General features: G+C 48.5%; 24 protein-coding genes and 1 tRNA gene. 4 read left to right on the top strand and 21 right to left on the bottom strand.

Annotated elements, in window-relative coordinates:
* Positions 1-4: 4 nt before the first annotated feature.
* Positions 5-139, top strand: coding sequence for a hypothetical protein (locus ACI351_RS02300; protein WP_439733642.1), 135 nt, complete (start codon positions 5-7; stop codon positions 137-139).
* Here ACI351_RS02300 and ACI351_RS02295 read toward each other — a convergent pair.
* From ACI351_RS02295 to ACI351_RS02285, 3 genes are read right to left on the bottom strand one after another with little or no spacing between them, the layout of a single operon-like run.
* Positions 136-3,276, bottom strand: a complete 3,141-nt coding sequence (locus ACI351_RS02295; protein WP_439733641.1) for an efflux RND transporter permease subunit — start codon at positions 3,274-3,276, stop codon at positions 136-138. The two genes, ACI351_RS02300 and ACI351_RS02295, sit on opposite strands and share 4 nt — an antisense overlap.
* Positions 3,277-3,282: 6 nt before the next feature.
* The gene (locus ACI351_RS02290) at positions 3,283-4,503 is read right to left on the bottom strand and encodes an efflux RND transporter periplasmic adaptor subunit (protein ID WP_439733640.1); all 1,221 of its coding nucleotides are present in this window, start codon (positions 4,501-4,503) and stop codon (positions 3,283-3,285) included.
* A gap of 3 nt (positions 4,504-4,506) precedes the next feature.
* Entirely contained in the window at positions 4,507-5,841 is a 1,335-nt protein-coding gene (locus ACI351_RS02285; protein ID WP_439733639.1) for a TolC family protein, read from the bottom strand.
* A gap of 267 nt (positions 5,842-6,108) precedes the next feature.
* Here ACI351_RS02285 and ACI351_RS02280 point away from each other — a divergent pair, with 267 nt between their 5' ends.
* Both ACI351_RS02280 and ACI351_RS02275 read left to right on the top strand, forming a co-directional pair.
* Positions 6,109-6,690 carry an inorganic diphosphatase gene (locus tag ACI351_RS02280; RefSeq protein ID WP_439733638.1) on the top strand — a complete coding sequence of 194 codons (582 nt, stop codon included), beginning with the start codon at positions 6,109-6,111 and terminating at the stop codon, positions 6,688-6,690.
* Positions 6,691-6,783: 93 nt separating this feature from the next.
* A tRNA-Ser gene (locus ACI351_RS02275) sits at positions 6,784-6,874 on the top strand.
* A gap of 246 nt (positions 6,875-7,120) precedes the next feature.
* Here ACI351_RS02275 and ACI351_RS02270 read toward each other — a convergent pair.
* From ACI351_RS02270 to ACI351_RS02190, 17 genes are all read right to left on the bottom strand, one after another.
* Positions 7,121-8,077, bottom strand: coding sequence for an NAD-dependent epimerase/dehydratase family protein (locus ACI351_RS02270; RefSeq protein WP_439733637.1), 957 nt, complete (start codon positions 8,075-8,077; stop codon positions 7,121-7,123).
* A 3-nt stretch (positions 8,078-8,080) separates the two neighbouring features.
* Positions 8,081-8,569, bottom strand: coding sequence for a hypothetical protein (locus ACI351_RS02265; RefSeq protein WP_439733636.1), 489 nt, complete (start codon positions 8,567-8,569; stop codon positions 8,081-8,083).
* 2 nt (positions 8,570-8,571) lie between these two features.
* A complete protein-coding gene (locus tag ACI351_RS02260) occupies positions 8,572-9,291 on the bottom strand; it encodes a TonB family protein (RefSeq protein ID WP_439733635.1) in 720 nt (239 codons plus the stop codon).
* The gene (locus ACI351_RS02255; protein ID WP_439733634.1) at positions 9,291-9,668 is read right to left on the bottom strand and encodes an ExbD/TolR family protein; all 378 of its coding nucleotides are present in this window, start codon (positions 9,666-9,668) and stop codon (positions 9,291-9,293) included. The genes ACI351_RS02260 and ACI351_RS02255 overlap by 1 nt, the downstream gene beginning before the upstream one ends.
* A 33-nt stretch (positions 9,669-9,701) precedes the next feature.
* Positions 9,702-10,349, bottom strand: coding sequence for a MotA/TolQ/ExbB proton channel family protein (locus ACI351_RS02250; protein WP_439733633.1), 648 nt, complete (start codon positions 10,347-10,349; stop codon positions 9,702-9,704).
* A gap of 20 nt (positions 10,350-10,369) precedes the next feature.
* A complete protein-coding gene (locus ACI351_RS02245) occupies positions 10,370-10,852 on the bottom strand; it encodes a phosphatidylglycerophosphatase A family protein (protein ID WP_439733632.1) in 483 nt (160 codons plus the stop codon).
* Entirely contained in the window at positions 10,843-11,463 is a 621-nt protein-coding gene (gene pgsA, locus ACI351_RS02240; RefSeq protein WP_439733631.1) for a CDP-diacylglycerol--glycerol-3-phosphate 3-phosphatidyltransferase, read from the bottom strand. Before pgsA ends, ACI351_RS02245 begins: the two co-directional genes overlap by 10 nt.
* The gene (locus ACI351_RS02235; RefSeq protein WP_439733630.1) at positions 11,460-12,218 is read right to left on the bottom strand and encodes a hypothetical protein; all 759 of its coding nucleotides are present in this window, start codon (positions 12,216-12,218) and stop codon (positions 11,460-11,462) included. Before ACI351_RS02235 ends, pgsA begins: the two co-directional genes overlap by 4 nt.
* Positions 12,199-14,541 (bottom strand): DNA translocase FtsK 4TM domain-containing protein, encoded by a 2,343-nt coding sequence (locus ACI351_RS02230; protein ID WP_439733629.1) that lies wholly within the window; start codon positions 14,539-14,541, stop codon positions 12,199-12,201. Before ACI351_RS02230 ends, ACI351_RS02235 begins: the two co-directional genes overlap by 20 nt.
* Before the next feature lie 138 nt (positions 14,542-14,679).
* Positions 14,680-14,943, bottom strand: coding sequence for a hypothetical protein (locus ACI351_RS02225; RefSeq protein ID WP_439733628.1), 264 nt, complete (start codon positions 14,941-14,943; stop codon positions 14,680-14,682).
* A 2-nt stretch (positions 14,944-14,945) separates the two neighbouring features.
* Entirely contained in the window at positions 14,946-15,446 is a 501-nt protein-coding gene (locus tag ACI351_RS02220; RefSeq protein ID WP_439733627.1) for an acetyl-CoA carboxylase biotin carboxyl carrier protein, read from the bottom strand.
* Positions 15,447-15,525: 79 nt separating this feature from the next.
* The gene (locus tag ACI351_RS02215; protein WP_439733626.1) at positions 15,526-16,905 is read right to left on the bottom strand and encodes a S1C family serine protease; all 1,380 of its coding nucleotides are present in this window, start codon (positions 16,903-16,905) and stop codon (positions 15,526-15,528) included.
* A 42-nt stretch (positions 16,906-16,947) separates the two neighbouring features.
* On the bottom strand, positions 16,948-17,628 hold the full coding sequence (locus tag ACI351_RS02210; RefSeq protein WP_439733625.1) for a nucleotidyltransferase domain-containing protein: 681 nt from the start codon (positions 17,626-17,628) through the stop codon (positions 16,948-16,950).
* Between the two features lie 109 nt (positions 17,629-17,737).
* Entirely contained in the window at positions 17,738-19,849 is a 2,112-nt protein-coding gene (gene pnp / locus ACI351_RS02205) for a polyribonucleotide nucleotidyltransferase (protein ID WP_439733624.1), read from the bottom strand.
* 6 nt (positions 19,850-19,855) lie between these two features.
* Positions 19,856-20,125, bottom strand: a complete 270-nt coding sequence (gene rpsO / locus ACI351_RS02200; RefSeq protein ID WP_439733749.1) for a 30S ribosomal protein S15 — start codon at positions 20,123-20,125, stop codon at positions 19,856-19,858.
* Positions 20,126-20,277: 152 nt separating this feature from the next.
* Positions 20,278-20,712 carry a DUF805 domain-containing protein gene (locus ACI351_RS02195; protein WP_439733623.1) on the bottom strand — a complete coding sequence of 145 codons (435 nt, stop codon included), beginning with the start codon at positions 20,710-20,712 and terminating at the stop codon, positions 20,278-20,280.
* 182 nt (positions 20,713-20,894) lie between these two features.
* Entirely contained in the window at positions 20,895-21,065 is a 171-nt protein-coding gene (locus ACI351_RS02190; RefSeq protein ID WP_439733622.1) for a hypothetical protein, read from the bottom strand.
* A gap of 187 nt (positions 21,066-21,252) precedes the next feature.
* Here ACI351_RS02190 and hydE point away from each other — a divergent pair, with 187 nt between their 5' ends.
* Positions 21,253-22,290: a [FeFe] hydrogenase H-cluster radical SAM maturase HydE gene (gene hydE, locus ACI351_RS02185; RefSeq protein ID WP_439733748.1), complete on the top strand. Its 1,038-nt coding sequence runs from the start codon at positions 21,253-21,255 to the stop codon at positions 22,288-22,290.
* 29 nt (positions 22,291-22,319) lie between these two features.
* Here the strand turns inward: hydE and ACI351_RS02180 are convergent.
* A partial coding sequence (locus tag ACI351_RS02180; protein ID WP_439733621.1) for a hypothetical protein occupies positions 22,320-22,752 on the bottom strand: 433 nt, incomplete at its 5' end.

Raw genomic sequence — 22,752 nt, 5'->3', positions numbered from 1 at the left:
CAGAATGAACGGTTCCGGCAATACGGTTTCTGTCGTATTGCCGGACTATTTTTTACTTGCCGCACTTGATGATAATAAAAACCCCGGACTTTCCAATCCGGGGCTTTTGTATGTAAGACTGCTTTTTAAGCAGGATTAATTTTGCTGCGGGGCGGAAGGCGTTTGCCCTGCCGGATTTTTGTTCCGGTTCGTCCATTTATCTACATAGGTTTGTACCAAAATGTAGAACAGCGGAATCAAGATAAGCCCTAACAAAGTACCCACTAACATACCCCAAAACACCGGTACGCCAAGTGCGCGGCGGCTGGCCGCCCCCGCGCCTGTGGCCACTACCATGGGCAGCATACCCAAAATAAACGTAAACGCCGTCATCAGTACGGGGCGGAAGCGCTGGGTAAGGCCGTCCAAGGCCGCCATATAGACGGTTGTGCCTTTTTCGCGTTCGTCTTTGGAAAATTCCACGATTAAAATCGCGTTTTTCGCAGCCAAACCGACAAGCAGCACGAGCCCCAGCTGGGCATAAATGCTCAGCGGCAAGTCGGTAATCCACAACCCGAAAAGCCCTCCGCCTACGGCCGCCACCACGGACATCAGCACTGGCACGGGAATGGTCCAGCTTTCATACTGCGCCACCAGGAACAAATACGCAAACACCACCGCCAGCAGAATCAAAAGACCCAGCTGCCCTTGGTTTTGTTTTTCTTGGTAGCTCATACCGCTCCATTCGTAAGCGTAACCGGCGGGCAGATTTTTCATCATTTTTTCCGTTGCATTCATCGCTTCTCCCGTGCTGGAGTTAGCCGCGGGAGACGCGTTCATCGTAGCGGACGGATATTGGTTATAGCGCGTAATCTGCCGCGGAGACAAAATATAGCGCAAGTCTACCAGCGCCCGCAAGGGCACGAGTTCCCCTTTTGTATTGGGCACGTACATTTTGTTAATATCTTCCGGCGTGACGCGGTATTTGGAGTCGGACTGAATAATGACTTTATTTACCTGTGTGCCAAAGTTTACGTCGCCAATATACGAAGACCCCAAGTATTGTTCCAGTACGGAATAAACGCTGGAAACGGGTACATTCATCGCTTCGGCTTTGGTGCGGTTCACATCCAAGTAAATGTTGGGCGTATCGGCCTTAAAAGTGGAATACGCCAGCATCATAGACGGGTCCGACATCATTCTATAAGCCATACCGTCCGCCGTAGCGGCGAGCTGCTGATAGTCAAAGTCGTTGAGCGTTTGCAGGCGCAAGTCAAGCCCGCCCGTAGTTCCCAGCCCTGGAATAGAGGGCATTTCAAACACGCGGATCGTGGCTTCGGGAATCGTGGACATAACCCGCGTCAACTTATTTACAATGGATGTTTGATGCAGGTCGCTTCCTTTGCGTTTGTCCCACGGAGTCAGCGATACGAACGCCATAGCGACGTTTTCCCCGCTTCCGCCCAACATACTGTGGCCGATAACCCCCGTTAAATGTTTTACGCCGTCCATTTTCTGCACGATAGGGGTAATCTGGTCCAACACCGCCTTTGTGCGCGCGAAAGCCGCGCCTTCCGGCAGTTGGATATCCATCATAATAACGCCTTGGTCTTCGGTCGGGATAAACGACGTTTGGCTGAATTTGACAAAGACTCCGTCCAACAGTAAAAATCCCGCAAATAACAAGGCGATAATGAGCATTTTACGGGCGATTTTTTTAACTACGCCTTTATAACCGCGCGCGCCGCGCTGTACGGCAACGTTAAACCAGCGCAGCAAGAATACATTTGTTTCCGGCACGGGGCGCAGCATCGTAGCACAAATGGCCGGCGATAAGGACAGCGCGTTTAATGTGGAGAAACACACCGCCACCGAAATCGTCACGGCAAACTGTTTGTAAATTTCGCCCGTGATGCCGCCCATAAAACAAATCGGCACGAAAATGGCCAACAGCACCAGCGTAGTGGCGATAAGCGCGCCGGAGAGTTCTTCCATCGCCTGTGTAGCGGCGTCCACGGCGCCTTTGCGTTCGCGGTTCATCAAATAAATAACGCGTTCCACCACACAGATGGCGTCATCTACCACAAGGCCGATGGCGAGCACCAACGCAAACAGCGTAAACAGGTTAATGGAATAACCTAAGGCCATCATGACGGCAAACGTGCCGAGCAAAGATACCGGAATGGTAGCTGACGGCACCAAAGTGGCGCGCCAGTCCTGCAAAAATACGTAACAAACGAGCACCACCAAAATAAAGGTAATAAGTAAGGTTTCCACTACCTCGTAAATAGACGCGTAAATAAAGTCCGTCGTATCTACGGAAAATTCGTATTTTAAATCTCCCGGGAAGAACTGTTTTAAGCGTGCAAGCTCCGCTTTTAACAGCTTCATTGTTTCCACCGCGTTCGCGCCGGAAGCAAGGTTAATCATCATCGGTACAGAGGCGTTGCCGTCAAACTGGGCGGAGTAGCTATAGTTTTCCTGTCCTTCGTCCACTTTAGCGATTTCTTTGAGTCGCACCTGTCCGCCCTGATCGTCGGTGCGGACGATGATGTTTTCAAAATCGGGCGCATTATTCAAGCGCCCCTGTGTTTGTAGCGCGTAGACCGTCAGCACATTTCCGTCGTTGGGGCGCGCGCCGATTTTACCTAAAGAGGGCTGGTAGTTTTGGCTGGAAATGGCGTTGGTTACATCGGCAAGAGAGATGTTCAAAGCGGCCATTTTATCGGGGTCCAGCCATACGCGCATACTTTTGCTGGCGCCGAATACACGGGCTTCCCCTACGCCGGAAATACGGGTAATATTTTTAGCTACGTTGTTGTTCAAATAATCGCTGATTTCCAATTCGGACAACTGCCCGCTGGGAGACGAAAACGAAACAAACCCCAATACGTTGGAAGAACGGCGGAAAATAGACAACCCTTGGCGGGTAACGTCGCTGGGAAGCTGGGACGTGGCCTGCGAGACGCGGTTCTGCACTTTTACTTGTGCAATATCGGGGTCTACGCCGGTTTTAAACGTAACGGTCAGCATATAAGAACCGTCGGTAGAGGAAGAGCTCATATACAGCATATCTTCCACGCCGTTTACCTGGTTCTCCAACGGGATACCCACCGTTTTGGCGATGACTTCCGCACTTGCACCCGGATAAACGGCTCTTACCACTACTTCAGGCGGAGTGATTTCCGGATACAGGGCGATTGGCAGCGATTTGACCGCAATCAAACCCGCTAAACAAAGTAACAGCGAAATGACAATTGCAAAGCGGGGCCTTTTAATAAAAAATTTAGAAAACATACAGGGTTACGCCTCCTGAGCTTCCGTTTCGTCGGCCGATGTTTTTTCGGCCTTATCCTGCGCGGGGGCGGACGATAAGGCGGCAGGCAGCGCGGGCTTGTCCCCTTCGCTGACGTTTACCTGCTGGCCGTTCTGAAGTTTCTGGTGGCCGACGGGAACAATGCGGTCTCCTTCTTCCAAGCCGGAAACGACTACATATTTATTTTCCACCATATCGCCTACAGTAATGTATTTTTGCAGGACGGTGTTTTCAGGCGTAACGGTCATTACGTACTGGCCGCTGGAATCCTGCGCCACGGCGGTCTGGGGAATCAAAATGACGGGGCGGAATTTATCCAAGCTGACGGTTACGTTTACATAGTTGCCAGGGATTAATTTGCTGTCTTTATTGTCCGACTGCGCATAAACGGCCATCGTGGCGGTCTGGGCGTTGATTTCATTATCCGCAAATACGGAGGCGGCAGGAATGTTCACCCGTTCGCCGTTGGGCAGTTCAATTTGGATATCCGGCTTGTGCGTCGTCAGTTGGTCCATACCGGACAGGCGTTCTTTATCGGTAATGGAAAACACGACGCGGATAGGATCCATCTGGATCACGCGCGCCAGTCTGCTGGTGGACGCATTGGCGTAGTTGCCTTTCGTCAAAAGCGCTTTGCCGATGTAGCCGCTGATGGGAGAGCGGACTTCGGTATACTCCAAATCCAGTTTGGCCAAATCTAAACTGGCTTGGGCGGATTTCACGTTAGCCTTGGCGTTAGCCAAGTTGCTTTCGGCCACTTCCAGGTCAGCCTTAGAGAGCATTTTTTCGTTATACAGCGAAAGTTCGCGGTTATAGTCGCTCGCAATTTGTTTTTCACTCGCGACGGCTTTGTCCAGCGCGGCTTCTGCGGCGGTAACGGCGGCTTTGTAGCGGGCTTGGTCAATGATAAACAGAACGTCTCCTTCTTTTACAAACGAACCGTCTTTAAAAAGCACTTTATCAATATAGCCCGAAACCTGCGGTGTAACGTCGGAAGCGTTAATGGCTTCCACTTTTGCGATAAAGGTTTTTCCCAGCACTACGGGGCGTTTATGCAGCGTCTGCGTAAGCACACTGGTTTGGCCGGCGCCGCCAAAGTGCATTTGCGCGCCGGATGACAGCTTGCCTTTAATGACAAACCCAAACAGTCCTCCAATAAGCAGGACGGTAATATATTTTGTGTAACGAATTACAGTTCTTTTTTTCATAAATTAGTATTTCCCGATACTTCTGTACAGACTGGCTTTGTTACGCAGTACCCCATAAAAAGCCGTAATTTTGTTTTGGCGGGCCTCGGCCAGCTGGGAGACGGCGGACAGCAAATTCAAAATGTCGCCCTTGCCGACTTCGTAATAACGGAACGCTACGCGGTGGTTTTCTTCCGCGCTGGCCAAAATAGTTTGGCTGATTTCGTATGAGCGGACGGCAGTTTTATAATTTTGATAGGCCTGCCATACTTCGTTTTCCACCTGGAGTTTGAGCGCGTCCGTATTGCGCTGCGCCTGTTTGTATTGGTACGAAGCCTGTTGGATATTGTACATGTTGGAAAAGCCGGTAAACAGCGGCCACGACAAACGCAGGCCCGCGGCATTGTCGGTAGCGTACGGGCTGGAATGTTTCCAGTTGTCGCTGTACGATACGGATGCCACCGCGCTGACGGACGGGAGCGCATTGGTTTTAGCCGTATACAAGTTCGCTTTTTCCGCTTCTGCGGCGCTTTGCGAACTCTTGATTTCCGGCCGTTCGGCTAACGCCGTCTGCATTAGGGATTTGATATCGTCGTTTTCAAGCTGCAGGAATTTTTTGTCGTGTTCCGGCTTGGCCAGTTTAATTTCCGTATCCGGCGAAAGGTTTAGTAAGACTGCCAAGGCTCCTTTATACTGTTTGACCATATTTTCGGTTTGCACGACGGTAAGAGAAGCTTGTTCGTACTTGGTTTGGGCTTGCAGTTTATCGCTGAGTGACACCATACCCAATTTATAGCGTTTTTGTGCTTCTGTATATGATTGCTTATATGTCGCTAAGCTGGCTAGTGCACTGGTCCACGATTCCTGCGCGGCCAGTAAGTTTAAATAGGCCGTCTGCACGGACAGAACAAGCTCCTGCAGCGCAGCGTTATACGTATAATCGGCTGCTTTAAAATAAGCTTTCGTCGCGTCAATACGCGCGCCGCGTCCGCCGAAATCAAACAGCAGCCACGCGGCTTCCGCCTTAGCTTGGTACGGTTCGTTTTGGATATAGTCCTGTTTTTCCATACGTTCGCCGGTAATGTTTCCGGTCCCCGTAACGGTTACGGACGGAAGATACTGCGAACGGGAAGCCCCAACGGCTGCTTCACTCGCTTTTACCCCCATATATTGAGCGCTTAAAGAAGGGTTGGTACACAAACTGATTTGAATTAAATCAGCCAGTTCCAATTCTTCCTGCGCCGCATTTTTGTCAATGCAACCCTCCGGCGGCTTAGTATGATAAGCCCCTAGCGGATCCAACGCGGCTGCAGGCAAAGCTATACAGACAACGGCCGCGAGTAAAATATATTTTTTCATTGTTGCGTTCATCCTTTACGTTTAGATTACTTGAAAATGTCACGTTCGGAAAAAAACTTACCGAGCGGTAAGTTACCGCTCGGTATATTATACCAAAAGGCACAAATAAAATTCAATAAAACCGGTCTGTTTAGTGATGGTAAAACAGTTAAAAATAGCGCCGCGCAAACGGAAGGTAAACGGTGCACGGAGTGCCGTATTTTACGCCGTCTCCTAATGCTTTTAAATTGCTATAATAATAAAAAGATTACGTATAAAGAGGAAAAAATGTTTGCTAATTTTAATCCGTGGCATCACGTCTCACCGGGAGATAAAGAAACACTGCCGTATGTGGTAAACGGCATTATTGAAATTCCGAAAGGAACCCGCGCCAAATACGAATTGGACAAAGCCAGCGGGCTTTTGCGAATGGACCGGGTATTATATTCATCCGTCTATTATCCGGCCAACTACGGTTTTATTCCGCGCACGTACGGCGCCGACAAAGACCCGCTCGACATCTTGATTTTATCCCAAGCCGAAGTAGTGCCGATGTGTATCGTTCCGGCGCGCATTATCGGCGTAATGCGAATGCTTGACAACGGGGAAGCCGACGACAAAATTATCGCCGTGGCGCAGGGCGACCCGAACGTCAGCCATTATACGGACGTTTCCCAGCTGCCCGAACACTTAATTTCCGAAACGATGAGCTTCTTTGAAGATTATAAAAAACTGGAAAACAAAACGGTGGTGGTGGAAAAAATCTTCGATAAAAAAACGGCCATCAAAATCTTGCAGGAAGCGTTTATCGCATATGAAGAAAAATTTGTTACGTACAGTAATTTCTCCCGTTTGGCCGTCGAGAAATAAACGCCCCATACCGTAAAACAAAGAAATAAATTAAAAATTTTGTTATAATATATATGTCGGGAACAGCATTTCCGGCGAAAACAACAAAATTTTGGAGAGGTGGCTGAGAGGCCGAAAGCGGCGGTTTGCTAAACCGTTATACGGGTTAATTCCCGTATCGAGGGTTCGAATCCCTCCCTCTCCGTTTTTTAGTTTTGCGTTGTATGCAAAAATCCCCGTTAGGAGTTTATCCCGACGGGGATATTTATTTGATGGTATAGGAATTATTGCTTCTTGGCCGTATCTATCCAATATATCGTAGATTTTTAAATAGGAATTTTCTCTTATTTAAATAAAAAAACAGCGCCTACAAACTTTGTAGATATTGAACCGCAAAGGTTTCATTTCCTATCAAGTGTTGGAGAGGCGCTTTTATAATTGTGTCAACTGCTTAAAAACTTTTCTTTAGCCCTTCGGCAAGCGGCGTAAATTTCTGTCCCGTCAGTTTCACCCATTTGGCGTTGGAACAAATCCAGTGTCCGGGAATAACGGCTTCTTTTACCTTGTCGTAATTTAACGCGGGCTGCGCACCCGTCACACGGGCGGCGGTTTCGTAAATCCACGCCGCAACGCGCATCATCCACTGGGGAGCGCTAGGCATAAACGGTTTTTTAACGCCCATCGCCTTGGCCATTTCTCCGATAAAATAATCCCAGCCGTATACGTCCGGTTCGCAGATAAAAAATGTCTCTTTATCGGTATCCGGACGGCTGAAAGCCAACCATAACGCTTCCACCAAATCGTCCACGTGCACAAAGCTGAAAAGCCCGTTGCCGGAGGTGTTTACCATCAGCCCGCGTTTGACCCACGACGCGATTTTAGATACGCCCGAATCATTCCGCCCGTATACAATCGGCGGACGGACAATCGTCCATTTTACGCCGTCGCGGAGCGTTTTGACGGCTTTTTCGCCGCCCAATTTGGTAATTCCGTAATCGGATACCGGCGCCGGCTGCATTTCTTCGGTACGGGGCATATTTTTATCTGCCGCAAACCCGCTGGCGGCCAAGCTGGAAACGTGCACAAACGTCGACACAGATGGCGTTTTATTGACGGCTTCCACTACATGTTGCGTAGCGGTTACGTTGGCTTTTTCAAAATCCTGAAAATTAAATCCAAATATAGCTGCCGCTAAATGGAATACGCCCGAACAGCCTTCCATTGCTTTTTGCAGCGATTTGACATCATTATAATCAGCCTGCACCAGCGTTACTGCCGGATTGGCGGGTTGGTGTTTAGGGGTCTTACGGGTGGTAATGCGGATGTTATACCCTTCTTTAAGAAGCTTGTCTGTCAATGCGCGGCCAATAAAGCCATTTCCGCCGGTAATAAGTAAAGTAGGTTTCATAGGTTACTCCACATCAATTTGGATGGAATCAATCAATTCATCCGTTTTTTGGGACACTTTCTGTTTGATTTCTTTCTTTACTTTGTCGCCGTCCATATCTTGATTAATGAAATTTTCGGATCGGCGCGCGTTACGGCGAACGAAATCGAAATTAAAGGTGAAGCGTTTAAGTCCTTTATCGATATCAGCTTTAGTAGGAAATTCGCCATATTTTAATTTGTTAATGGGCGTAACTTTATCTTCTTGCGGAAAATACCACAAAAGCGTATACATTACCGCAGCAACAAACAATAAGCTGATCAATTTATTGAGTGTTTCCACACGGTAAATGCCGAAGATATTGGAAATGATGGAAAGTATGATAATTCCCCCTGTCCACATAGCTATTAAAATGCCGATAAACGTCCACCCAGCGGCGTCAAAATTAGGATAACATACCATAACCGCAAAACAACACAACAACAAAATTGCAAAACGCTGCCATCCGTTCATAATTATTTCTCCTGTTTAAACTCTACACTAACGGTAAGTTCGTCTTTTTCGTAATACATCGGAAGCGGCGCAAACGGCCCCGCGTTAATAACAGCGGACGAAGCCGCAAAATCAAAGGTGTCATCTCCGGATTTGCGTTCCACTTTCAAATCTTTTACTTTCCCGTCGCGTGCAATAGCAAATGTAACAAGCGCGGAAAGCGTGGAGCCGGCGGGGCGTCGCTTCTCCCACTCTATCCACAACGAGTTACGCACCTGTGTAATATACCACGGATACGGGAAATTTGCAAAATCGGTTTGAATATTTCCCCCCTCAAATTCGCCTTCTTTCGAAGAACTGTTTTCCCCCTTGGCCGGTTCGTCATCCAGCACACTGGGCGCGCCAAGCGGCTCGGCTGCGGGAAGCTCTTTTGGCGCGGCTTTTTTAGCCGGCTGTTTTTTGGTGGAAATTTCTTCTTTGGCAGCGTAAGCTTTCTTAGAAGGTTTAGGGGCTTCTTTTTTTACTTCGGCTTCCTTGGCAGGAGCAGCGGTCTGTACGGCTGCCTTGGGCACTTTGGGGGTAACGGCCTCCTGTCCGGTCGTGGCAATCACTTTTCCGGTGCCGATAAAATCAATCGTATACGTAGAGGAAGCCTTTTTTGCGGACGGAGACAGTGCCAGCAGCAAAAAAAGCGCCGCCAGTACGTGTAATCCGCCGGAAACAAACGTATACTTGTTTATCATCAGTTCTTAGAAAGGACGCTGATTCCCAGTTTGGCTGCACCCAATTTTTTGGCTACGTCAAACACATCCACTACCTGCTGGACGGGCACGTCTTTATCCGCTTCCACTAAAATTGTTTTCTTGTTGGCTTTTCCCAAGCGTAGAATAAGTTCGCGCTCCAAATTTTTAAGCGTCAGTTTTTTATTCATTACGGAAATTGTTCCGTCTGTTTGCACCTGCACGCGGATGACATCATCATCTGCCTGCGTATTAATAGCATTTGATTTGGGCAAATCCACCGTCAACTGCATTTGCACCAGCATTGGGCTCATTACCATAAAAATAATCAGCAAAATCAACGTGATGTCGATAAACGGCACCATATTGATTTCTGCCATAACGGTTCTATTTTTGTGCGTACGCATAGACAATCAAAAACCGCCGTTTTCTTGACGGAAGATAAATTCGTTCGCGGCGTTTTCCAATTCCTTGGCAAAATAATTAGTCTTAGACAAGAAATAGTTGTACGCGATAACTGCCGGAATAGCCACAAACAGCCCTGCGGCAGTGTTGATTAACGCTTCGGCAATACCTGCAGCCACCACGGACGCACCGGCGTTGGCCGCAGCACTGGAAGCCAGATCTTTGAATGCGTGCATTACACCAATAACCGTACCGAAAAGCCCGATAAAGGGCGTAATGCTTCCAAGGGTACCTAGAACGGTTAAACGGCGCTGCAGTTTGGAAATTTCCCAATCAATAATATGATCAGCCAGTTTTTCAAGTTCGACTTGCGGACGGTTGCGTTCCTGCACCAAATGGGACAAAAGATGAGCCGCAGGCGTATTTTTTACCACATCTTTTTTACAGGCCTCTTCCACTTTTTGGTAGTTTTCGGAACGAAGCGGGTGGCGGGAATAGGAAATCAGCTTGCGCGAAAAACTGATGGCGGAACGCAATTTAAAGTAACGTTCCAAAATAACGGAAATGGAATAAACGGATAACAAGAGCAACAAAATCAGCACCGGTCCGCCGGCGGCCAGCAGTTCGCGCAGGTTAGTTAGATTGGAAAAATCCATATTGTAATCTCCTTGGGGTGTTACGCCCGAACAAAAAATATAATAAAAATCTGTACTAAAATATTTGCCATCAGTCCCGCGGCTACATCGTCAAATACTATGCCGAACGCGTTTTCCATACGGTCAAAGGTTTTCACAAGCCACGGTTTCAACGTATCAAACGTCCTAAACAGCACGAATGCAGCCAATAAATAGGGCCACGTCCGCGGTAAAAACGCCATCGCCGTAACATACCCCGCCATTTCGTCTATCACGATTTTTGGGTTATCGTGCCCCACGTACCCCTTAAATTGTACTTTTTTACATACAAGTATCGCAAATACCCAAATTGCCAGCATACCTATACTGTAAAGCATCTGGTCTTTGGGCATTATAAGTACGAGCGGAATACCGACAAGCGTACCCAGAAAACCGGCTCCCGTATTTTTTTTAAACGGAATAACCAAAGCGGGCAGATAACTGATGAAAAATCCTGTAGCGAAGGCGCGCCAAATTATTTGCACGGTAAACTCCACGATTTTTTTAAGAGGTCCCAGTTGTTTTTTAAGTAGGACACGGCACTAATCCACGTAATTACGGCCGCAATCACAGTAATGGCGTATGGAATTTTACACAACAACACGAACAAAAACACACATACGCTTTTTGTACATCCCGTTAAAAGATGCGATAAGTGGTAAACGTCCAATACAAAGAAAATGACACCGATAGCCGTCATCTGGATAACAGTTTTAAATTTTCCCCACCGCTCGGCCGCCATTACTTTTCCTTCCAAGGCGGCAATCACGCGCAGCGTGGACACCATTAATTCGCGCAATAGAATAAAGAATACAGCCCAAATCGGCACGTCTAGTTCCTTAATGCCCACAAACGCAAAGAACGCCGCAGCAACGAGAATCTTGTCCACAAACGGATCCACAATCGCGCCGAAAGGCGTAATAGTGTTGGTTTCGCGGGCGATTTTTCCGTCTACCCAGTCCGTACTGGCGGCCAAAATAAAGATTAGCGTGGCGACGAGACGCGCCCAACCATAAGGACATAAAATAAACAGAAACATTACAATAGACAAAGCGGCGCGGGTAAGTGTAATTTTATTGGCAAGCGTCATCTTCATTTTAAAAATCCTCCGAATACGTATGCCTCAAGTGGGGTATTTTTGCGCGTGTCGGAAAGTTCCGCCCGCGTCAGCATCAGCTCCGCCTCAATGGCAATAACCAACGGGAAAAAATCCCGTTTGGAAAGCGTCAAATAAAGCGTATAGTCGCTCCCATCTTTCGGCGTTAGAACGAGTACAGCTTCATCTGTGTTCTGGCTTTGCACGGAAGCGTTGTGCTTATCCACGAGCGCAGTATAATTGCCAAAATCAAAAAGCGCTTGATTGGGTTGGCCTTGCTGCCACTCCTTCCAAGAAAGTGTGGTAACTTTTGAGCCTGTTTCGTCCAAAATAATAATTTCTTTTTTATTCGTTACAGCCGACTGTTCCGTTTCTCCCGTGCGGGCAAAGGTATCTAGCCGTAAAAAATTTTGAACCTTATCATAAAACAGCGCACCTTGTGATCGACTGACTTCCACGCCGTCGTAAGAGGTGTTTTGTTTAAACAACGTGGAAAGCGTATCAAGTTTTTTATCCCATTCTTTTAAACGCGCAGTCAACTGTGCGGCCGTATAGGTAACATTCTGTTGTTGTTGGGGTTTCGGTTTTATAACGGGTTTCTTGACCGCCGGTTTTGGCAGTTCGGGTACAGCGGGAGCGGCCGTTTGCTGCGGCTTTTCCGGCACGGGTGCAGGTTGTGGTTTATCATCCGAGCAAGCGGCCATAAAACAGGCAAGCAGCGCGGTTAAAAGAAGTTTATTTATAGACAGTTTCATATATTTCTTCCTGATAATCTTTTTCATACGGCAGGCTGTTTAAATCTTCAATAGCTTGATCAATCAGTTCGTAATGGATTTCCCAACGGTTGGAGCCTTCCGGCTTGGAAATATAGCCTTTCATTTCCAGTACGCTTAACATATTGGTTGCACGCGCGCTGGAACCAAAGTGCGCTTTCAGTAAATCCTGCGATACGCGGCGGCGTTCCTTAATCAAGTTTAACGCCTGTAAAAGTTCTTCGGGGGTGGTACCGAGCCCGTCCTGCGGACGCTGTCCGGCGGGTTGTTCGCTGACGACTTGGACAGGATAATCCGGTCCGCCTTGCGCACGCAAGAAATCAGCCACTGCGTTGATTTCTTTTTCGGATACATACGCCCCCTGAATACGAAGCGGCGTTTTGTCAGACGTGCTCTGGTAGAGCATATCTCCGCGGCCCAAGAGGTCTTCCGCGCCCGTTGCGTCCAAAATAACTTTGGAGTCAATACCCGAAGCTACCTGTAACGCAATACGGGAAGGCAAGTTGGCCTTAATAATACCCGTAATGACTTTTACGGACGGACGCTGTGTACATAAAATAAGGTGAATCCCAAGTGCGCGGCCCATCTGTGCCAAACGCTGGATAGAATCTTCAATAGAGGCTTTGGTTTGCAGCATAAGGTCGGCCATTTCGTCAATGATAACAAAAATATAGAACATTTTTTCTTCGCCGTGTTCTTTGGCCCATTGGTTATATCCCTCAATATTTTTTACTTTGGCCAGCTGCATAATTTGCAAGCGTTTTTCCATTACTTTAACCAATTTTTGCAACGACTGGGCTGCGCCGTTTGCGTCGGTTACTACGTCCACGTCGTCACACGAAGTTTTGGGATCATACAAGTATGGAATTCCTTCATACAGCGTAAGTTCCACTCGTTTGGGGTCAATCATCAGAAATTTAACCTCGTCCGGACGGTGCTTGTACAGAAGCGACATAATAATGGTATGCAGACAAATGGATTTCCCGCTGTTCGTAGCACCGGCAATTAAAATATGCGGCCACTTTTCTGCCACAGATCCGGCCGGATCGCCGTCGGCGTAGCGGCCCAAGGCAATCGGCATAACGGCTTTGGAGGACGCATATACGGGCGACTGTAAAATTTCTTTCATCGTAACCATAACGGGACGGTCATTGGGAATTTCAAACCCAACGGCGTTTTTCCCCGGGATAGGGGCTTGGACACGAATGGCGCGCGCTTCCATACTGGCCTGAATGTCTTGCGTGCGGGCGGTAATAGAGGCAATGGTCACGCCGGCGTCGGGCTTGATTTCGTAACGGGTAACTACGGGACCGGGCGATACGCCCGTGACGGTGGCGCGAATATCGAAACTTTTAAGCGTGTCCTCCAAGCGGCGGGTGGCTTGGGCGATTTCATCATCCGTCGGCCCGACAATACCGTCTCCTACCGGATCGGCCAGCAAATCGAGCGGAGGAAGTTGGAAGGTTTTGGGGTCAAATTTCTTTATTTCGCCGTTTTCGTCCACAGCTTTTTCGGAAGATTTTTCCGAGTTATCCTGCGTTAAATGCGCGGCGGAAATATCTTCGCGGCGCGGCAGTTTAACCGGCTCCGCTACCACTGTCTGCGGACGGCGGATTTCCGGTTTGGAACGGCGGATTTCCGGTGTTTCGTGAATTTCCTCGGCTACGGGCACAGCGATTTTTTCTTTGGCAGGCTGTTGCGCCTTCTCTTTAATATTGACGCGGCCTTCGTTAATTTTTTGTTTCAGTTCTGCGCGGGCTTCCATCCAGTCGTTAAAATCGTTGCGTACAAACTGTACTGTTTTTGATAATAGCACAGACCACGGAATAGCAAACAGAATATGCAGCCCGACTAGCGCAAAAGCCAGCGAAAAGAGCGCCGCACCAACGGAGCCGGACACACTTTTAAACGCATAAAACACATCCTGCCCGATTTTGCCCCCGCTGATAAGAGAATCCGTGAAAATCAGCTTTAAAAGCGTAAGTAAACTAGAAAACGATGCCAGCGTCAAGCCTGTTCCCAACAAAAAAAATAAAAACGAGGCGCTTTTTTTGCGCAGACTTTGCACCAGCCAATATGCCAATAACAGCGGCAAGAGCCCCGCCGCCTGCCCCAAAAGTGCAGACAAATATAACGATACTTCTTCGCCGATCCGGCCGCTTGAAACGTTAAACCACAAAATACAAAACAGCCACGCACACAGCGTGCCGCCCAAAATATAAAGGACAGCGGTCATCCATGTGCGTGAAGATGTTTTTTTCGTTTTTCGTCTGGTTTTCTTGGCGGTATAGCAATACTTATACATATAGCTTATTTTACCTTTTTTTAGGTAGCTTTGGGTAAGGTTTTTTGGCTGCCCGCGCGGAGTCGGGCTGATACGGTGCAACAAAAATCCTCCGAAGCCGAAAACCGGCGTCCGGAGGATTTTTAGTAAGGGCTAAAACTAATTGGTAAGTGGCTGATCAGCGGCAGGGGCTGGTGTTTCCGGCGCTTTAACGCCTTTCGTCCACGTAACGTGGTAGTTGATACCGTCCGCCTCCAGCGAAATCTTACCCTGCTGGTACAGCGTACCGAGCGCCAAATACAGTACGGAAGCGGACAAACGAAACGTCACCTTTAGCTGCCACGATGTCGCTTTGCCGTGCTGCGCTAAAAACTCGCTGATGCGGGTTACTGCGGTTTGGATATTCTCTTGTAACGGATTCATAATTATACCCGTTCGAAAGCGAACAACGCATCGCCCTGTTTAACCGGCTTGCCGTTTTCCACCAGCACTTTTTTAATGATGCAGGGAAATTCGGCGCGGACTTCGTTAAATACTTTCATCGCTTCAATTAAGCAAATTACGTCGCCTTTATTTACGCGCGCTCCTTCTTTGGCAAACGGCGGTGCAGACGGAGTAGAGCCGCGGAAGAAAATACCGGTAAGGGAAGATTTAATTACTTCTTTATATTGCTCTTGCGCTCCGGCGCCGCCGGCGGCTACGCCGGAAGCGGCTGCGGTACCGCCCACATTAACGGGCACCGGAACCACAGCGGGTTTGGCTTTTACCAGGCGCAGATACAGACCTTTTTGGTCGTATTCAATCGTATCGATGTTATTGTCCTGCATAAAACCGTAAAGCTGCTTGACTTCTTTCAAAATCGGAGATTCTTTTACGGCGGCTGCTTTTTTGGCCGGAGCCGTTTTTTTGGCTGCTGTTTTTTTCATAACAAAAATAACCTCTGTTCCTTGATAATAACCAAAACTGCTTTTATTTATTTTACATAATTTTTAGACGCTTGGCTGTTTACTTCTGCTCCGGCATATTTTTAATTCTTTCCCGCTCCAGCTTTTCTCCGTCGACAGGCTGCGTAATTTCCAAGGTGCGCCGCACTTCGTAAGCAGACACGGCATATCCCATACCGCTTCCCAATTCCGGTTTAAGTGTGCGGGTGTTTATACCGATTACTTTCCCTGTAGATTTTAGTACCAGCGGCCCGCCCGAGTTGCCCGTATTAATCGCCGCGTCCACCTGAATTTCATCCGTACCGTTGTAATCATTGAGCGCACTAATAATGCCTTGCGTCACCGTCCAGAATTTATCCTTCGGGTTGCCCAACGCAAGCACCGTGTCGCCCGTTTTGTAATGCGAACGATCCGCGTCCAATTCAAAGAAAGGAAATTTCCCCTCCGCTTTTAAGAGGGCGACGTCGCGCTGTTTGTTCACTTTGACCACGCGCGCGTAGCGGAACGGCGGCTCATTGCGAAAAGGAGTAAAAGGGAAATCTTTATACAGGTAGAAACGCACATCCCGATTGTTTTTCACAATGTGGGCATTGGTCAGTATATATCCGTTGGGACTAATGAAAAATCCGCTGCCGTGCGCGTCCGAAGTTTCTAAATAAACGGTTTTTTCCAGCATTTCCCGATAGGCGCCATCGCGACGAGGCAGCAGTTCCTGATCGTGCGCACGGGAAAGCGTAGCGCGGTTTTCTTCTAAATCATCCATAATTTCACTCAAACAAGACCGCAAGTCTTTCTCCAGATTTTTACGCAGGCTGGAACCGGTACTTTGCATAAACGCCGGAGACAGCACCGGATACAACAGCGTTAACGTAACGCGGTTGAACCAATACAGCCCTTTTGCCAATGCATTTAAGGATACATCGTGACGACGGGAAGCTTCCAGTATTAAGGCGGCTTGGCGGGAGCCCGGCTGTCGCATCGTCAAGCGTACAGTAGTTTTGAACCCGGGGTGGTAGCGTTTGTCGCGCCACGCCAAACGATCTGTTTCCACCTCGGCATAACGGTAATGAATATTATTCTCTTCTACAGAATAATCGATTTCCGCCACATAATCATACTGGGAAGATAAGCGTTTTCCTCCCGCCTCCACCCGCGTGAACAGGGTACTGAGTGCATCGGCAGCTGCAACGGCTACGCCGTCATCCGTGCGGAAGATATATTGGGCAGGAATATAGCGGTCCAGCCCGTCCATCGTTACGGTTTGTTGGATGAAGCGGTCCGTTACTACCAAAACGGACAAATCAATTTTATCTTGAAACGGAGGCTTTTTATAGATATTGCGATGAATCCGGCCGTGATACGTGCACCCTACCGAAAAGAAACATAAGGAAACAAGCACTGTGCAGACGGCGCGGCACAAATGGGATACGTGGAAATTCATAATAATTTATTATATCAAAAAACGCTTCCGTCCACGGCAACGTTACTGGAGAGAAAAACTGTTTAATTCTTCAGCCGTATACGCCAATACGCGTTGAGTCCAGGCCAAAAGTTTTTCATCTGCTCCGGCCGGAAAATTCCCTTCTAAAAGAATGTTTAAAATTTCCGCATCCATTCCTTCCAATTCTCGCAAGAGATCTGTTTTGGAAGAAAGATATCTTCCGCTCCGCGCAAAATGTACCGCCTGCAGCACAAAAAACGCTCCTTTATATAACTGTGCCAAAAATTCCGGCGTCATTGTACTGTGTACTTGCGTATGGCAAAGCGAGTGAAAAAGCGTTCCGGCCCCTGTTTGTGCCGCTTCCAAAGCGTCTTTGCGGGAGGGTTTAGGCAAAATATCCTCAAAAGATCCGTAGAGCGTTTTCGTGTCAAAAGAAAATTGAAAAAGCTCCGCCCGCGGCCAGTTTTTCAAATCCTCCCGTCCGGAAATAAACCCGCACGCAGGGTGCGAAGAAGCGGGCATTTGTGCCAGCAGATTTTTATAAACTGTTAAATCTTGCGAGGATAGGGCGTCAAGGATAACGACGGCGTCAATATCGCTTTGTTCGTGCGCTTCCCCCCTGTTAAAACTGCCCTGCAAACCGACGGCCGCCAAACGCGCGCCGAAAGCGTCTTGCAGGCGGCGAGTCAGTTCGCCCATCCAATCATTAATGTGAAATGGCATCACGGATCTCCTGGATAATAAAATAAAAACTAAACCCCTTAGTGAATAAAAAAGAGGAAACTCCCCAGACGAAAAAAGTCTGGAGAGTTTCTTATTTTACTGCGTGAAACTATTTCAGCAAGGCTTTGCGGGATAAGCGCACTTTGCCGTTATTATCGATTTCCACGCATTTTACTTCGACAATGTCGCCCAAGTGTAGCACGTCTTCCACTTTGTTGATGCGGTGTTTTTCGATTTCGGAAATGTGCAAGAGTCCGTCCTTGCCGGGCAAGATTTCCACAAACGCGCCAAACGGCTGAATGGAAACCACTTTGCCTTTGTAGATTTTATTGACTTCCGCTTCCGCGGTCATCATATCAATCTCGGCTTTGGCCATATCCAAACGGTCGGCGTTGGCGGCGGCGATGGTTACCGTTCCGTCTTCGGCGATGTCAATCTTGGTTTCGGTGGTTTCGGTAATGCGTTTAATGTTTTTGCCGCCAGGGCCGATTAACGCGCCGATTTTGTCCACGGGGATTCTCATTTTGAAGATGACGGGAGCAAAGCGGGAAACTTCTTTCTTCGGCTCGGCAATCGTTTTCTCCATATGATCCATAATGAACATACGGCCTTCGGTGGCTTGTTTAATGGCCTGATGCAAAACATTTAGCGGAATACCCGTTTTCAGTTTTACGTCCATTTGGAAAGCCGTAATACCTTTGCGGGAACCGGTCAGTTTAAAGTCCATATCGCCCAAGTGATCCTCAAGGCCCATAATGTCGGACAGAACGACAAATTTGCCGTCGCCGGAAATGGCGCCCATCGCAATACCGGAGCAAGGCGATTTCATCGGCACGCCCGCGTCAAATAAGGCTAACGAACCGCCGCAGACGCTGGCCATAGAGGAAGATCCGTTGGATTCCATAATATCGGACACGACACGAATCGTGTACGGGAATTCTTCTTCGCTCGGAATAAGCGGCATTAACGCGCGGCGGGCCAGTTCTCCGTGGCCGATTTCGCGGCGGCCCGGGGAGCGGTCCGGTTTACATTCGCCGGTGGAGTAACCCGGGAAATTGTAGTGCAGCATGAAGCGTTCGTAGGTGGTGTCGTCCAGGCCTTCAACCATTTGCTGGTCGTCCGGGGTGCCCAGGGTGGCTACGGCCAAAGACTGGGTCTGCCCGCGGGTGAAGAGCGCGGAACCGTGAGCGCGGGGCAACAGGCCCACCATGGAGCTCAAAGGTCTGATTTCGGTCGGTTTACGTCCGTCCACGCGTACGCCTTCGTGCAGTACGAGGTTGCGGGATTCTTCATACATAATGTTTTCCAAAGCAATACCGGCATACATCGCGGCGTTGTCGCCGTAAGCGGCGGTAAGTTCTTCAGTAAAGGACTTTTTCAACGCGGCCACTTGGTTATCGCGGGTTTGCTTGTCGGAAAATGCGTGCAGAATCTTTTTGGCTTCTTCGCGGAATTTGCCATTAGCCAAATCAACCACTTCCTGCGGTAGTTTTTCCACGACGTATTCAAATTTCGGTTTTCCGGCCAGTTCGCGCAGTTTCAGCTGCACATCGCACATTTTGTCGATTTCCGGCTTAGCAGTTTCCATCGCTTTGATGATAGCTTCTTCTTCCACTTCTTTAGCGCCGCCTTCCACCATCAAAAGACCCTGTTTGGAGCCGGCGATGACCAGATCCATATCGCAGGATTCTTGTTCTTCCTTGGTGGGGTTAACGATGTACTGTCCGTCTTTGCGGCCGATGCGCACGGCAGCAACGGGTTCGTTAAACGGAATGTTGGAAATTACCAGGGAGGCGGAAGACGCGAGCACGGACAAAATGTCGGCGTCGTGTTTTTCGTCGCTGGAAATAACCATCGCTGTTACGCTGGTTTCACAGGCAAAGCCTTCGGGGAAAATCGGGCGGATGGTGCGGTCAATAATGCGGGAGGAGAGCGTTTCTTTTTTGCTCGGTCTGCCTTCGCGTTTGAAAAAACCGCCGGGGATTTTTCCCGCGGCGTAGGTTCTTTCTTTATAATTGACGGTAAGCGGCATAAAATCGGAAATGCCCGGTTTTTGCTCTTTGGTAGAAACGGAAGCCGCGAGCACCATAGTGTCGCCCATCGTGGCTACGACGGCGCCGTCAGCCTGTTTGGCCATCAAACCGGTTTGCAGTTTAATAGTTTCATTTCCGACGGTTACTTCCACTTCGTGAATGTCGAATTTATGGTTAAAATTTTGCATTACGTGTTATTTCCTTAATTTAAGTTCTTGGGTGACTTTTTGGTATTTTTCAAAGTCGGTTCTTTTCAAATAAGCTAATAGACGTTTTCGTTGTCCGACCAATTTATTGAGGCCTCTTTCGCCCGCAAAATCTTTCGGGTTGGCTTTCAGGTGGTTGGAAATATATTGGATGCGTTCCGTAATAAGCGCAATCTGCACAGAGGCGGAGCCGGTGTCGTTAGCGCTATTTTGGAATTTGCTGATAATATTTTTTCTGTCTTGCATCGAAAGTACCATTGTTTTGTACACTTAGACTGAACCCTGCCGACCAAGCGTTCTTTATCCGAAAGAACACCGAGCCGGAGAACAGCCTTCTCCTATATTTAATTTTTATACTTACCAAAGTACATATTAATTATAACAAATTAATCCGGCCGAGGGAAAGCGGTTTATAAACAGCGGTTTTCTTCCGGCGCCGGTCCGTATTCGTTGGCATAAGGGGAACCCTCTTGGGAAGTCAATTCCCGCGCAAAGTCCATTCCCCAAAAACCTCTGCCAGAATGTGTAACGGTATAGAATGCGCTGTACCCCAAATCGTGTCCTCTGCGTATAACGGCGGATAGCATAGTAAAAAATAAAACCAGCAGGGCCGCCACTCCATAAGAAGGAGACGTCCGGTCGATTGCACCGGTAATAAGGCGGAAGATTTTGCTGTCCGGAAACCGATAATCCAATATCCAAATGAATAGTACTGCCGACAGCACCACAAAAGATATCGTCCATATGCAATAGCGGTACTCCTTCGCGCTCGCGCGGCCGAACGGATACCAAAACAGCAGTATGCTTTTTAACGAATACTTTACGGCGTTAAATAAAAAGGTCATATAAAGTATTATAATAAATAAAATTTTACCGAATTAAAAATTTTTGCGCTGCAGCCGGTATATCATCACTTCATTCGTCCGTTAGACGAGCGCCGAAGGGAAGGTGTATAAAACAAACGCCCGCCGGAATTTCCGGCGGGCACGGGGTTTTCTTGTAGGAGGTTAGAAACACACATTTAAAATTAATCCACAAGCCCCAAATCAACCGCTTGCTTATAAGGGGCATTTTCCAAATCCAAATCCGCCAAAGTGCGAAAATGATTAAATTCGCGGGGAATCCAAGAGAACTCCCTGTCTAATCGCTGTTTTTTAAGAGCCTGCACAGCCACCGTTTCTGCATTTTTGGTTTTCATAGGGCGTCCTCCTTTTATTTATAAATTCTATACTAGAATAATAGCGCTTACAGACGGGAAAAAACAGGGTCATTGGACCCATAGACCTCTGGAATTTGGACCCAACCAGATTTCCCGCGCCAGTCCCATTTCCAATAGGTCTTTGGACCTATACTTTTCAATTTGATATACTGCTTATATGATGGATATGCAACCCATTTTAGCATGTGCCCTGCGGCAGGAAACGCTTTCCAAAACGGACATAGTTTCCCTTCTTTCTATTCCTGAACCGGCCCCGCTGTTTGACGCAGCCGACCAAGTGCGCCGGAACTTTGTGGGGGATGAGGTGTACCTGCGCGCGCTGATTGAGTTTTCCAATTATTGCAAAAATGATTGCTTGTATTGCGGAATCCGCCGTTCCAACGCGGCGGCGCAACGATACCGGCTGACGCCGGAAAAAATTATCCAAACCGCACAAAAAGCCGTAGGGCTTGGCTATAAAACAGTAGTGCTCCAATCGGGCGAGGACGTATGGTTTGACGCGGATAAACTATGCCATATCATCCGCGAAATCAAAAAACTGGGCGCGGCGGTTACGCTGAGTATCGGCGAAAAAACGCGCGAAGAATACGCCGCTTACCGTCAGGCGGGTGCGGACCGCTATCTGCTGCGCATTGAAACCACCGATAAAGCGTTGTATGAAAAATTGGATCCCGCTATGAGCTGGGACAACCGCATGCGCTGTCTGTACGATTTAAAAGAATTGGGCTACGAAGTCGGCTCCGGCTCGCTTGTCGGTCTGCCGGGGCAAACGCTTGAAAGTTTGGCGGACGATTTAATTTTCTTCAAAAATCTGCCCGTGGATATGGCGGGAATCGGGCCGTTTATCCCCCACCCGCAAACGCCGCTTTCCGGCAAAAACACACAAGGACATTTTGAACTTTCCTTAAAAATGATGGCCGTTATGCGCCTGTTACTGCCCGACATCAACATCCCCGCCACCACGGCGATGGAAACACTTCACCCGCGCGGACGGCTGCTTGCGCTTGCGTGCGGGGCCAATGTGGTAATGCCCAACGCCACGGAAGGCAGCGCGCGTATCAAGTATGAATTATATCCCGGGAAAATCTGCACAGGGGAGGCGCCGGAACAATGCCGCGCGTGCATTCAGCGCAAGATAGAAAGCATCGGCCGCACCGTCAATTTTTCCTACGGTTTCCACGGCGACTATTTAAAAGGAAAGTAAAATGGTCCCTGGAATTTCCTGTTGAATACTTACCAGTTTTTAAAGCGTTCCAATATTGCTTCTACCGGTTGTGTTTCGCGGGAAGAATACACCACCGCCTGCTGGGTGTTCGGGTTAATCAGGCACAGACCGGAACAATGATCAAAAATCCAAAACGTGGGGCAATTCTCTGCACCGTTGCAAGACAAAGATACCGCGCCGCGCACTTTAATTACTCCTTCGTCATAATAATCCCCGTATTCATCGCGCAGTAACTGCCATACGCGTGCCCGCAGTGCGCGAGCATAAGGGCAAGTAGGGTTCATTATTTGCACCACATACTTTTTATTTCCCGACAAATACTGTTTGTAAGCGGGGTTGGATTTTATCCCGTTATACACGCTGGCTGGAATTGAAACAAGTTTGGTATGTGCTAGTCCCGCCGTACTGGGAGCACGTCGGGAGGCCTCAGCAGGTGCAAGG

The organism is Candidatus Avelusimicrobium sp. (assembly GCF_051874775.1).
In the GTDB taxonomy this organism is placed as follows: Bacteria; Elusimicrobiota; Elusimicrobia; order Elusimicrobiales; family Elusimicrobiaceae; genus Avelusimicrobium.
This window is presented reverse-complemented; position numbering and strand designations above follow the sequence as displayed.

Bases quoted from the DNA above. Each gene is read 5' to 3' on its own strand.
- ACI351_RS02300 (WP_439733642.1), top strand. From the start codon at position 5: ATGAACGGTTCCGGCAATACGGTTTCTGTCGTATTGCCGGACTATTTT.
- ACI351_RS02295 (WP_439733641.1), bottom strand. From the start codon at position 3,276: ATGTTTTCTAAATTTTTTATTAAAAGGCCCCGCTTTGCAATTGTCATT.
- ACI351_RS02290 (WP_439733640.1), bottom strand. From the start codon at position 4,503: ATGAAAAAAAGAACTGTAATTCGTTACACAAAATATATTACCGTCCTG.
- ACI351_RS02285 (WP_439733639.1), bottom strand. From the start codon at position 5,841: ATGAAAAAATATATTTTACTCGCGGCCGTTGTCTGTATAGCTTTGCCT.
- ACI351_RS02280 (WP_439733638.1), top strand. From the start codon at position 6,109: ATGTTTGCTAATTTTAATCCGTGGCATCACGTCTCACCGGGAGATAAA.
- ACI351_RS02270 (WP_439733637.1), bottom strand. From the start codon at position 8,077: ATGAAACCTACTTTACTTATTACCGGCGGAAATGGCTTTATTGGCCGC.
- ACI351_RS02265 (WP_439733636.1), bottom strand. From the start codon at position 8,569: ATGAACGGATGGCAGCGTTTTGCAATTTTGTTGTTGTGTTGTTTTGCG.
- ACI351_RS02260 (WP_439733635.1), bottom strand. From the start codon at position 9,291: ATGATAAACAAGTATACGTTTGTTTCCGGCGGATTACACGTACTGGCG.
- ACI351_RS02255 (WP_439733634.1), bottom strand. From the start codon at position 9,668: ATGGCAGAAATCAATATGGTGCCGTTTATCGACATCACGTTGATTTTG.
- ACI351_RS02250 (WP_439733633.1), bottom strand. From the start codon at position 10,349: ATGGATTTTTCCAATCTAACTAACCTGCGCGAACTGCTGGCCGCCGGC.
- pgsA (WP_439733631.1), bottom strand. From the start codon at position 11,463: ATGAAGATGACGCTTGCCAATAAAATTACACTTACCCGCGCCGCTTTG.
- ACI351_RS02235 (WP_439733630.1), bottom strand. From the start codon at position 12,218: ATGAAACTGTCTATAAATAAACTTCTTTTAACCGCGCTGCTTGCCTGT.
- ACI351_RS02230 (WP_439733629.1), bottom strand. From the start codon at position 14,541: ATGTATAAGTATTGCTATACCGCCAAGAAAACCAGACGAAAAACGAAA.
- ACI351_RS02225 (WP_439733628.1), bottom strand. From the start codon at position 14,943: ATGAATCCGTTACAAGAGAATATCCAAACCGCAGTAACCCGCATCAGC.
- ACI351_RS02220 (WP_439733627.1), bottom strand. From the start codon at position 15,446: ATGAAAAAAACAGCAGCCAAAAAAACGGCTCCGGCCAAAAAAGCAGCC.
- ACI351_RS02215 (WP_439733626.1), bottom strand. From the start codon at position 16,905: ATGAATTTCCACGTATCCCATTTGTGCCGCGCCGTCTGCACAGTGCTT.
- ACI351_RS02210 (WP_439733625.1), bottom strand. From the start codon at position 17,628: ATGCCATTTCACATTAATGATTGGATGGGCGAACTGACTCGCCGCCTG.
- pnp (WP_439733624.1), bottom strand. From the start codon at position 19,849: ATGCAAAATTTTAACCATAAATTCGACATTCACGAAGTGGAAGTAACC.
- rpsO (WP_439733749.1), bottom strand. From the start codon at position 20,125: ATGGTACTTTCGATGCAAGACAGAAAAAATATTATCAGCAAATTCCAA.
- ACI351_RS02195 (WP_439733623.1), bottom strand. From the start codon at position 20,712: ATGACCTTTTTATTTAACGCCGTAAAGTATTCGTTAAAAAGCATACTG.
- ACI351_RS02190 (WP_439733622.1), bottom strand. From the start codon at position 21,065: ATGAAAACCAAAAATGCAGAAACGGTGGCTGTGCAGGCTCTTAAAAAA.
- hydE (WP_439733748.1), top strand. From the start codon at position 21,253: ATGCAACCCATTTTAGCATGTGCCCTGCGGCAGGAAACGCTTTCCAAA.